10 protein-coding genes and 3 pseudogenes are annotated in these 12171 nt (G+C 27.1%); 5 read left to right on the top strand and 8 right to left on the bottom strand.

The genetic code is table 11. The features are described from left to right. The 6 genes and pseudogenes from DJ007_RS20680 to DJ007_RS14370 form a co-directional block, all read right to left on the bottom strand. A partial coding sequence (locus tag DJ007_RS20680; RefSeq protein ID WP_368359959.1) for a diguanylate cyclase domain-containing protein occupies positions 1 to 239 on the bottom strand: 239 nt, incomplete at its 3' end. Between the two features lie 229 nt (positions 240 to 468). Further along, entirely contained in the window at positions 469 to 633 is a 165-nt protein-coding gene (locus DJ007_RS15050; protein ID WP_165974216.1) for a hypothetical protein, read from the bottom strand. Between the two features lie 709 nt (positions 634 to 1342). Beyond that, entirely contained in the window at positions 1343 to 1906 is a 564-nt protein-coding gene (locus DJ007_RS16520) for an ABC transporter permease subunit (RefSeq protein ID WP_206076415.1), read from the bottom strand. Positions 1907 to 1993: 87 nt separating this feature from the next. Continuing rightward, a complete protein-coding gene (locus tag DJ007_RS16515; RefSeq protein WP_206076414.1) occupies positions 1994 to 2197 on the bottom strand; it encodes a hypothetical protein in 204 nt (67 codons plus the stop codon). A 192-nt stretch (positions 2198 to 2389) separates the two neighbouring features. Next, positions 2390 to 3892: pseudogene (locus DJ007_RS14375) on the bottom strand (ATP-binding cassette domain-containing protein). A 62-nt stretch (positions 3893 to 3954) separates the two neighbouring features. Continuing rightward, complete coding sequence (locus DJ007_RS14370) at positions 3955 to 5016, bottom strand: sugar ABC transporter substrate-binding protein (RefSeq protein WP_129408264.1); 1062 nt, start codon at positions 5014 to 5016, stop codon at positions 3955 to 3957. A gap of 231 nt (positions 5017 to 5247) precedes the next feature. Between DJ007_RS14370 and DJ007_RS14365 the strand changes: the two genes are divergently transcribed. After that, positions 5248 to 6015 (top strand): hypothetical protein, encoded by a 768-nt coding sequence (locus DJ007_RS14365; protein ID WP_129410162.1) that lies wholly within the window; start codon positions 5248 to 5250, stop codon positions 6013 to 6015. A gap of 60 nt (positions 6016 to 6075) precedes the next feature. On the opposite strand, the gene DJ007_RS14360 is transcribed toward DJ007_RS14365, so the two are convergent. Then, complete coding sequence (locus DJ007_RS14360; RefSeq protein ID WP_129409300.1) at positions 6076 to 7710, bottom strand: IS1634 family transposase; 1635 nt, start codon at positions 7708 to 7710, stop codon at positions 6076 to 6078. Between the two features lie 448 nt (positions 7711 to 8158). Here DJ007_RS14360 and DJ007_RS14355 point away from each other — a divergent pair, with 448 nt between their 5' ends. The 4 genes and pseudogenes from DJ007_RS14355 (at position 8159) to DJ007_RS19645 (ending at position 11344) form a co-directional block, all read left to right on the top strand. Continuing rightward, positions 8159 to 9217 (top strand): sensor histidine kinase, encoded by a 1059-nt coding sequence (locus DJ007_RS14355; RefSeq protein WP_129410161.1) that lies wholly within the window; start codon positions 8159 to 8161, stop codon positions 9215 to 9217. A gap of 1 nt (position 9218) precedes the next feature. Next, positions 9219 to 10249, top strand: a pseudogene (locus DJ007_RS14350) (sigma-54-dependent transcriptional regulator). Positions 10250 to 10364: 115 nt separating this feature from the next. Further along, entirely contained in the window at positions 10365 to 10796 is a 432-nt protein-coding gene (locus DJ007_RS14340) for a helix-turn-helix domain-containing protein (protein WP_129410160.1), read from the top strand. A gap of 416 nt (positions 10797 to 11212) precedes the next feature. Beyond that, positions 11213 to 11344 (top strand): hypothetical protein, encoded by a 132-nt coding sequence (locus tag DJ007_RS19645; RefSeq protein WP_276318821.1) that lies wholly within the window; start codon positions 11213 to 11215, stop codon positions 11342 to 11344. A 549-nt stretch (positions 11345 to 11893) separates the two neighbouring features. On the opposite strand, the pseudogene DJ007_RS21125 reads toward DJ007_RS19645, so the two are convergent. Then, positions 11894 to 11998 (bottom strand): annotated as a pseudogene (locus tag DJ007_RS21125) (zinc metallopeptidase); the annotation flags it as partial. Positions 11999 to 12171: the final 173 nt, after the last annotated feature.

The following is a 12171-nucleotide window of genomic DNA, read 5'->3' as shown; positions in this document are numbered from 1 at the left end:
TAAGATAACAATAAATTCATCTCCTCCAATTCTTGCAGGAAAATCACTTTCTCTATAGAATTTTTCAGGGCATCTGCAAATTCATACAAAAAATGATCGCCAACATCATGGCCGTAATTATCATTGATAGACTTGAATTTTTCCAGGTCAATGTAAACAAAAGCTAATTTCATATTTTTTTTTTTTGCTAATTTAATGATATTTTCTGCATATTCGTATAAATAAACCCTGTGGGTAATGTTGTTAATTGATCATGTAAAGCTAAATATTTAAGTTTTTTTTCTAATTTTTTTTTTTAATAACCTGTGAAAGCTCATTTGAAATTATTTCCCCAATGTGTATATCTTCTGCATTTAAGGAGTTTTCATTTTTGAATGAATCAAGATTTATCGTTCCGACCATTATCCCATCTATAATAATAGGAATAATTAGAGTGGATTTATTTTTTATTTTTCCCAGCAGACAACATTATTTTTGTATCATCTTCATTTTATAATCAGGTATAATGTTTTTTCTAATAACAACTTTATCTGTTGCTAAAAGAAGTTTTTTTGGTAAACTTACTTTTTGCAATTCATCGAGATCAAAATTAACTGCTGCGACAAAATGAAATAATCCATCATTTTCTTTCATCAAAATACTTCCAGCATCAGCATTGTCAATGATTTAACAGCTTTTTCCAGGAAAAATTGATATATATTTGAATTATCAGACAAGTATAAGAATTAATAATTAGTTGATGAACCATATCAATTTTTTTCGTAAATTCTCATATCTTATTTTTTCTGTTATATTAAATCCAAAGCCAATTAATCCTATTTTTTCTTTTTTCTCTGAGAAAACAATGCAACTATATGTTTCTAAAAACACTTCTTTTTTTCAGGAGTTATGAATTTTAATATATTTTTTTTTAAAAGTATTATTTACGTCATCAAAAAATGTTTTGAAGTTCAGAATTCTATTTTCTTTTCCTCGTCAGGAATAAAATTATCAAAATATTCAAATTTATAATTTCATTTTTTGCATGCCAAGTATTTGCATCCATAATTATTAATATCTTTTATTTTTCCATTTTTATCTAAAAATATATAAAGAAATCAAATTATCAAAATCGATATTCATAATAAAAACTCCCTTTATAATCTTTTTTAATTATATCATATTAATATTAAAAATAATAACCCCATAAATGGGGGTTATCTATAAAGGAAGGGTTTTTAAGATGCTTTGCTTCTTGTTTTTATATCAAATACAACAGCTGCAATTAAACTGCTCACGAATAATATATTGGAAAGATATACCTACACCGATAGGTTCATTCCGTTAATAAGTGATGCCATAACTAAAGCACCGACAATAGAGTTAGTAACCTTACCCACACCACCGGCTGCAGATACGCCACCAACATATGCAGCAGCAATAGCATCAAGTTCAAATAATGTTCCTGCTGTAGGGTTGCAGATTGGAATCTTGATGCGTATAAAATACCAGATAATGCTGTTAATAACCCCATTGAGCCAAAAACGAATAATGTTATCTTATTTAAGCTAATTCCACTTAATTTAGCTGCTTCTGGATTTCCACCAACAGCATATATATCTTCCCAAAGCCGTTTTGTTGTCATAATATGATAAATAAAAGTAACGATTAATACTATTACAAATGTCCATGATAGACCATTATAACTTGCTAATATCCAGAAAAGATAACCTACTATTGAGGATATTAATAGGATTTTTAATATGAATATGGGTATAGATAATACTTCAAAATTATATTTTATCTTATTATTTCTTCTTTTTTCGAAGTAAATATAAAATAAATTATAATTATACCTATTAATAGAGTGGTAACGTGGATATTTTCGTTGTGGAAAAATCAGGTATATATCCATTTCCGATTTCATTAAATGTATCGTTTGATATTATTATTGTACCGGTTTTTTGTGTTGCAACAAGTAAGCCGCCTCTAAAAATCAGCATCCCTGCCAATGTCATAACAAATGATGGGAGACCAATAAATGAGATAAAAAACCATTGATTAAACCAAAAATAATTCCCAGAGCAAAAACTATTAATATGGTAGGAAGAACTGGCATATTGTGTTGCATCATTAAAATAGCCGCAATTGCACCTAAAAAACCAGAACCAAAACCTACAGAAAGATCTATATGTCTTATAACAATAACCAATGTCATACCAACTGCTAAACAGCGATGTAACCCATCTGGTTAAATAAATTACTTATATCCTAGCGGAAAGAAATAATCCATCAGTTAAGAAAGAGAAAATTAACATAATAATTACAAGAGCTATATACATTCCATTCTCTTATATGCTTTTTAAGCAAAGTTTTTAATTCTCCAAACATACAAATTCCTCCTTAATATCTACAGCCATTGCCATAATTTTTCCTGAGTAGCTTCTTTATTGCTTAATTCTCCAATGATTTTTCCACCAGCATAACATAGATTCTATCGCTCATACCAAGAACTTCAGGTAATTCCGAAGAGATCATGATAATGCTCCCCTTCTGCAACCAATTCATTCATAATGCTGTAAATTTCATGTTTTGCTCCAACATCTATACCTCTTGTGGGTTCATCTAAAATCAACAATTTAGGAGTAACAAATAACCATTTGGCTAATGAAACCTTTTGTTGATTACCACCGCTGAGATTTAATACCTTCTGTTCTATGCTATGTGATTTGATTTTTAAGGATTTTCTATAATCTTCTGCTATAATTACCTCTTCATTTTCATTTACAAATATTCCTTTTAAGATCTTTTTTAAATTAGCAATGGTAATATTTGTTTTAATATCAAAATCCAATATTAAACCATTACCTTTTCTATCTTCAGAAACATAGGCAATGCCAGATTTTATTGCATCAGAAGGTGATTTAAATTGCACTTTTTTACCTTCAAAATATAGCTCTCCGCTAACTTTATAATCATCGGGATTCCCAAAGATACTGTGAGCCAATTCTGTTCTTCCAGCACCTATTAAACCCGCTATACCAACGATTTCTCCACGTCTAACATAAAAGTTTGCAGATTTAACTACATACCTTTCATTCTTTTTATCAAAAGCTTTCCAATTTTTTACTTCAAATAATTTGTCACCGATTTCATGATCCCTTTTTGGATAAATATCATTTATTTCTCTACCAACCATATGTTTAATAATTACATTTTCTGATATATTATTATTCTCAATTGTTGTTATAGTTAATCCATCTCTTAATACAGTGATGGTATCTGCTACTTCTAATACCTCATTCAGTTTATGAGATATTAATATTGAAGTAATTCCATGATTCTTTAAATCTTTTATTATTTGTAATAATTTTTCACTATCTGTTTCATTTAAAGCAGAAGTCGGTTCATCCAGAATTAATAATTTTACGTTTTTACTGAGTGCTTTTGCAATTTCAATAATTTGTTGAACTCCTACGCCAAAATCTTTGACCTTTTTTGATGTATCTAATGTATAACCCAATTTTTTTAGAACCTTTTCGGCTTCGGTTATAGTTTTATTCCAATCAATAATACCCTTGTTTTTTATTTCATGACCCAAAAAGATATTTTCATATACTGTTAATTCTGGAATTAATGCTAATTCCTGATATATGGTAACAATACCAACTTTTTCACTATCATAAATGGTATTGAATTTTTGTTCTTTTCCTTCAAATATTATTTGACCATCATATGTTCCATGCTTATGAAATCCGCTAAGTACTTTCATTAAAGTGGATTTACCAGAACCATTTTCACCAATCAAACAATGAATCTCTCCTCTTTTTACCTTGAAATTCACATTATCCAGAGCCTTTACACCAGGAAATTCTTTTGTAATGTTTTTCATTTCAAGAATATATTCACTCAAAAAGATCACCCCTTACTTGAAAAAGGGTAGCGTTTACCACTACCCCTTAATTACATTTTAAATTACCATCTAAAATCAGATTCTTTATAATATCCTGAATCTATTAATACCTTTTTAACATTATCTTTTGTTACAACAGCAATATTTGATTGAATTGCAGGAACCATCTTTGAACCATTATCATATGAGTTAGGAGTAATTAGTTTTACGCCCTTTAATACAAATTGTGCTAAATTTATAGCATCTTTTACCAATAATCTAACGTCTTTAAATACTGTCATTGATTGTTTTCCGTCGATTATGTATTGTATTGAAGCCTTTTCTGCATCCTGGCCAGTTACATAGTATTTTTTTACATCTCTATCCTGTCTGAATGCATCAGCAATAGCTCTTGCTGTACCATCATTAGGAGCTAAAATAAATACTGTACCCTTATCTGCTTTTCTAGCTCTTGTTAAGTTATCTTCTGCTTTTCTTCTGGCTACTGTAAAACTCCAATCTGTTGTAATTTGGTTAATGATTTTTGCCATTTCTTCTCTTGTTAACTCTTTTTTGTTTTGTAATTTTTTAGCTTCTGAGGAGTTAATAATTCTAAATGTCCCATCAGCAATTTTTGGTTGTAATACTTCCCATGCACCCTGAAAGAATAAGAAAGCATTGTTATCTGATAATGCACCAGCATATAAATATAATGGGTTATTTTTTCCAGTTGCATGATCCACTAAAAACTGTCCCTGTGCCCTACCAACTTCTACACTATCAAAAGTTACATAATAATCTACAGATTTTGTATTTGTAACTAATCTATCGTAAGAAATAACTGTAACGCCAGCTTTTTTAGCTAAATCCACTGTACCAGCTGCAGCAACTGCGTCATGAGGACATAAAATTAATACTTTAATGCCTTTTGAAAGTAATGCTTCTACATTTTGTCTTTCTTTTGCAGGATTTCCCTGACTGAATAAAACTTCAACTGAAACGTTTGTGTCTTTTAATGCATCTCTAAACCTTGTTTCATCTTGAACCCATCTTGGTTCATCCTTTGTAGGAAGAACAATACCAACATCCAATGCATAAATAGAAATAGCGAATAAAACTAACAATGCCAATAAAACCTTTTTCATAACTCCACCTCCAGATTAATTAAAATTTATCCAATATATTTATCAGCAACAGTGTGCCATTTTTTTAATGCTTAATATCAAAGTTAAGAAAAGTTAAGATTTTTAAGTATTATTTAAATTAAATCTGTTTAATAAAATTTTACAGGTCTGCGCAAAAATTGCGCATTTGTAAAAAAAAGATTATAATTAATATGCAAAAATTGCATATGGTATGCAAAAATTGGGGTTATTATGACATTAAAAAAAAGATTTATTTTTATTATTTTAATATTTGTTCTTTTACCGACGATATTGATATTATTTAATGAAACATATATTACTAAATATATTTTTAGAGAGTTATCTGATTATACAGAAAATACAATAGATGATTTTGGATTTGAATTAGTAAATAAAATATATCCAACGGCATTAAATACGTTTTTTGAATATAATAATTATTTAAAAAATTTTTCAAATAATATATTAGAAAATCAAAGAATTATAGATTATGCAAAATATGGGTTAATTAATACAGTAAATTCATACATTACTGAATTGATAAACTCGTCATCTATTGATGGGGTTATCATTATAGTTAATAATAAAAAAAAGATAAGAATAGGTGAGTTTCCAGATATAGAAAGAATAAAAAGTGGCTATTTTGAAAATGAAAATGGAATTTACATGATATCCGGTTCTAAAAAAGATGATGTTGAAGTATATTCGTCAATGAAAATAGATAGATACTTTCTTGATTCATTAAACTTATCCTCAATTTCTATTATTTCTATTATTGGAAAACAAAATAGAATATTTCAAAAGAATAATTTTTATGCGGATTTTAATATAAAAGATAATTATGTTATATCTCAAAAAATAAAATATCCATCTAAAATAGAAAAATTATCAGATAATATTGTATTCGTTATATCTTTTGATATATCTCCTGAGTTTGACACTATTATTATCAACAAAATTCTAAAAAGTAGAATTATTCAAAAAAATAGCTATTGTTAACTTTTTATAAAAAGAGAAATTAGCCACACACCTCCTCCTTTTTGGCTTTTCATGCGTGTTTTAGGAGATTATTTTTTTAAATTCATCTAATTCCATCATTTTTTTCGGTTTTTCTATTTTTAATGTTTTTAATATGGCTTTTTGAAAATCGTTTAAATTGGCTCTTAATGCAAATAATTTGTCTTTTAATCTTATTTCAGAGTATTCCATTTTTTTTATAGCTTCTCTTATTTTTTCATGAGAGTATTCAATATTATTTTTTTCCAGTTCTAATTCTAATGTTCTTTGAATTATGTAAGATATGAAACTCATTACAATATGTCCTTTTATTCTTTTCGGTGTCCAATGAAATACCGGTCTTGTTTCAAGATAATTTTTTAATGTTCTGAATGTTTCTTCTACTTTCCATAATGTATGATATTGTTCTAATATTTCTTTTGGCGATAGTTTTGTGTTTGTTATTATTCCATAGTATCCATCGTATTTTTCATCATTTTCTATTTTTTCTATGTCCAGTATATAATTTTGTTTGTTCTGTTCTTTTAAATATTTTTTCGCTCCTCTTTTACTTTTGGAATCTATATTTCCTTCTTCTAACATTTTTTTCGCTTTTTCTATTAATCGTAGTCTATCTGCTCTGTCTTTTTTGGCTCTTTCTTCTGAATATATTATGAGTAATCTTTTATTTTCATATTCTACTTCTCTATATTTTATTCCTTTTGCTAGTTCTATGAATTCTCCTTCAAATATATTTACTTTTTTTATTTGTTTTATTGATTTTCCTACTATGAATTCATAATTAGAATTTTCTACTACTTCTATATTTTTTTTACTCATCATTCCTCTATCTGCTACTACTATTACTTTTCCTAATTGATATTCTTTTTTCATTTTTTCTATTGAATCTTTAAATGTATGCCCTTCAAATGTATTTCCTGCATATATATCAAAACTAACTGGCATTCTATCCTGATCTATTGACATCCCTAATACTATTTGTGATTCATTAAATTTCTTATCTTTTGAATATCCCATTTGTAATATTTCATTTGTTTGTTGTGTTTCAAACGCTAATGTCGTTACATCGTAAAATACTAAATCTACCGTTGTATTAAACAAACTTATCCTTTGATTATACATATGTTTTTCTATCGACTCTTTATTATCTGCCAATATATCCAATGTTCTGTATAACCAGTGCAGCATTACATCTTTTTCTTCCAGGTCTTTTTCTTTTTTAACTTCCACTTTGTTATATCCAAAATACTCTAAATTATTAAATATTCCCAATTTACTCTTCGGTTCTACTATTCTATTCATCACCATTATTTTTAACATTTCTTCTGCATTGTATTTTATTTCTTTATCCAGTCTTTCAAAATATCTTTTCATCTCATATCTTTCAAATATCTTATTTACTATTACTTTGGCTCCGTAATTTCTTCTTGCTATTTCTTCCATTAAATCATCTTCTATTTTTTCATATTCATCTATTTCAAATATTTTAAAAAGACTATCTACAAGTTTTGTTATATCTTTTTTACTATACTTATCTATATTTCCAAAATTTATTACTGTATGCTGTTTCACTTTTCCATTTTCTCTTTTGCTTTCCATTATCCTTAAATATCTTTTTCCTTTCACTTTTGATATTTTAGGATACATTTTAAAACATCTCCTTTCAGTGGTTGTCATATATATTATACCACCAAAAGGACTAATATATTACTAATTATAGTTAATTCTCTGTAACAAAAGTTAGCCACACAATTTTTCGACTTCCTGAAAAATACACGCCTCAAACCCGCATTCTACCGTTCCATTTCCCTTAAAATCGCCAAATTGCTGTCAAAGGCAGGAAAAAATAAAATATCCATCTAAAATAGAAAAATTATCAGATAATATTGTATTCGTTATATCTTTTGATATATCTCAATTAAACACTATTCAAAATAAGATTAAAGATGTTTTTTTTGAAAATATATCATCAAATTTAAATATTTCATTATTAATATGGATTTTTATTTCCCCATTTTTAATATATTTTGCATTATTTTATTTTGGTAAAAATATAGAAACTTTAGAGTTATCAATAAAATCCATAAAAGACATAGCAAGGGGAAATTTTGATGTAAGAATTAATATGGAGAATGCTGAAAATAATAGATATAAAGATTTGGTTGATTCTATTAACTCTTTATCTAAAAACCTTAAAAGCATGCATTTAGAGATTGAAAAAAATATAAAGAAATTGGAAAGTGAAAAAAACACATTAAAATACTTAGTTAATAATTTACATGAAGGTATAGTATTTTTTGATTTAGATGGAAGTATAAAAGTAGAGAATGATTTTGGAAAAAAAGTTTTAGATGAAATAGGTGAAGAGGAATTAAAAAATTCTAAAAATAAAATATATTCTTTAAATATAAATGGTGAGCAGAAGCTTATTGAGATTAGTAGAAATTTCCTGGACAAAGCATTATTAATATTAATAAGAGATATTTCGCTGGAAAAAGAAATGAATGATTTATATTCACTTAATGAAAAATTAGTTGAAAAGGAAAAGTTTGGTCGTATAGCAGCACATGAAATACGAAATCCTTTAAATTCAATGTATCTGAATTTACAATATTTAAAAATGGAATTTGGAGATAATAAAAAGATAGAGGAAATTAGTGATTTGATTATTGAACAAATTAAAACAATAGATACTATAGTTGATGAACTTTCCTCACGGGCAATTATCGAATCGGAAGATAAAGAGATTAATATTAATAGCGTTATTTCTCAGATATTAAATCTATTAAAGTATAAAATATTGGAAAATTCTATTGAAGTGGATTTTGATTCGAAGGAAAATATACTATTAAGAGTTAATTCTCAAAGATTGAATCAATTGTTCTACAATATAATCAATAATGCAGTAGAAGAATTGGAAAATAAAGAGGGAAATAAAAAAATTAAAATAGATGTATTAAAGAAAGATAAAAATATTGTTGTTATTATATCGGATAATGGTAAGGGTATTCCTGAAGAATATAAAGATAATCTTTTTGTTAAGCCTTTTACAACGAAAAAATATGGAAATGGCATAGGTTTGTTTATTGTTCATTCGATAGTAAAAGAATTAAACGGGGATATAAAAATAGAAAGTTCAAAAGAAGGTACAAAAGTAATATTGGAATTTAAGGAAGGAGAGTAATATGGGAAAAATATTAATAGTTGAAGATGATAAAAATAGTGCATATATATTAAAACAATTTTTGGAAAAGAAAAAATATGATGTTGATATGGTATATGATTTAAAAAGTGTTAAAGAACTAAATCAATACGATATAGCATTGCTCGATATGATACTTCCAGATGGTAAAGGGACAGAAAAAATCAGCGAATATATTAAAATCAATCCTTATTTAAAGGTAATAATAATGACAGGTTTTGGAGATGTTCAAGACGCAGTTTATTCTATGAAAAGCGGAGCATTTGATTTCATTAAAAAACCCATAGATTTAAAGAGATTGATGTTTATAATAGAAAAGGCCTATGAAGAAATAAAATTGGAAAAAGAAAACGAAAGGCTGAAGTATATAGTTCAAGAAAATATAAAGGAAGATTTTGTAATAGGGCAATCTGAAATTATGAAAAACATTATATATATAGTTAATAAGGTTATAGAAACAGATGCAAATATTTTGATAACAGGAGAAACAGGTGTTGGAAAAGAGGTTTTTACCAGATATATTCAAAGATTTAGTAAAAGAAAGGATAATCCGTTTATAATAGTAAATTGTGCCGCTATACCAAAGGATTTAGTTGAATCCGAATTATTTGGATATGAAAAAGGAGCATTTACTGGTGCGGAGAAATCAAAACCTGGTAAATTTGAATTGGCGGATAATGGAACTATTTTTCTCGATGAAGTTGGTGAATTACCTTTAGAAATACAAAGTAAATTATTGAGAGTTTTAGAGAATGGAACAATAGAAAGAGTAGGGGAACAAAAGAAATTAATGTAGATGTAAGAGTTATTGCAGCTACAAACAGGAATTTAGAGGAAGAGGTTAAAAAAGGTAATTTTAGAATGGACTTATTTTATAGACTTAATGTTATTAATATCAATATTCCGCCAATTAGAGAAAGAAGAGAAGACATACCAATATTTATAGAATTTTTTAACAAAAGATACTCAGTAAAATATAATAAGCCTAAGATAAATTTTCAAGGATGCATATAATACATTGATGTTGTATGATTGGCCGGGAATATTAGAGAAATTAGAAACTTTGTTGAAAGATTATTTATTATATATGACACTCAAAAAGAAATAAAAAATCTGATATAGAATATTATTGAAAAATGTTGAAAATCATAGGTCTGACAATGATTTTATTCCTACTATGACTTTAGAAGAAATGGAAAGAGAGTTAATATTTAAAACCTTAGAAAAATATTCAGGGAACAAAACTAAGACTGCTAAAGCATTAGGAATAGGATTAAGAACATTACAATATAAATTAAAAAAATATAAAAGTCTCAGGGGGAATTATGAAAAATCAAATAATAAAAAAGCATATTATTTTAGTGATAATTATTTTAATTACAAATATATTATTAGGGTTAATTTCCTATATATGTATCAAGCTGGTTATCAACCTGAAGATCTAATTAATTATATTAATTCACAAAAGCAAAAAATATATTCGTTACATTTAAATTTTATGAAGACATGTATGAAAATATCAGTGTTTCAGTTAATTCTAAAGATCCTTTTTATGATATAGCTTTAGTTGATTTGATCTGGATACCAGAATTGGCAGTAATAATATGATATTGCCTTTAGATGATTTAATAGATAAAACAATCTTTGAGGATATACCCGATTATATATTGAATCAATTTAAATATAACGGAAAATATATGCATTTCCGTATCTGGTTAATATACAACATTTTTTTGTAAATAATGAAATATTGAAAAAAGCAGGTTTTAAAGAACCACCAAAAACTTTAGAAGAAATGAAATATCAAGCAAAAATTATTAAAGAGAAAGGATTCTTGACTATCCTATAGTCGATTCATGGACCAATGAAGAAGTACTAATGTGTGAATTCACATGGATATTAGGTGCTTTGGCGGGGATACTACAATAATGGACGTTTAAATGTAAATAGCAAGAATCATTAAAAGCATTAAAGTATATGAAAAGTCTTTTAGATGAAGGATTAATGAATCCATTATCTTTGGAATTTAAAGAAGATGATGTTTTAAATATATTTATCAATGAGATGCTGCATTTACAACTAATTGGACATATCAATCAAGATATATGAATGATCCAGATATTCCAAATAGTTAACAAAGGAAGTTTGGAACTAATACCGGTGTCCAATGAAATATCTAAAAAAAAAAAAAACTGTGTCAGTAAGCGGTTTTCAGGGATTAGCAATTTTAAGAAATACAAAAACATTGGTGAAGCAATAAAGGCTTTAAAAATTTTACGAGAAAAGAATTTTTTATCAATTTGATAATGAAATACCTATTTATAAAAGTATGCATAAAGAGTATAGTAACAAATTGATAATAAATATAAACTAATTGAATTAGAAAACGTTATTAACAGACCATCATTAATAGAATATAATAAGTTTTCTGAAGTAATGAGAAGATATATAACTATGGCATTAAAAGGATTATTAACTCCTGAAGAAGCTTTTAATAAAGCTCAAAAGAAATAGAAAATATAAATTAAAAAAGTCCCGGGTGGGACTTTTTTAATCTCTATCGCCAAACATACCGGCAATCATTATCATTCTCAAAAGTTTAATATTGCCATAGCTGCAGAGGCTACATATGTCATAGCGGCAGCTCCTAAAACCTTTTTACGTGAACAACTTCGGATGTTGGCATTCCATTAAAGGCAATGTTTTTATAGCTCTTGCACTGGCATTAAACTCAACTGGAAGTGTAATTAATGTAACAAAACAGCAAAGAGAATAATAAAATTCCCAATTGAATTAAGGCTTGACTATAAAATAAAAATCCGATTATAAATATTATCCACGATAAATTAGAACAATTGATGCAAATGGGACAGAAAAGTTCCTTAAAACCAGAGGTAAATACTTTTCCTGATGTTGCATGGCATGGCCGACTTCAT

The sequence above is a fragment of the Marinitoga lauensis genome, from assembly GCF_004135675.1.
Lineage (GTDB): Bacteria > Thermotogota > Thermotogae > Petrotogales > Petrotogaceae > Marinitoga > Marinitoga lauensis.
The sequence above is the reverse complement of the archived record's forward strand: the minus strand, read 5'-3'. Positions and strand labels throughout refer to the sequence as shown.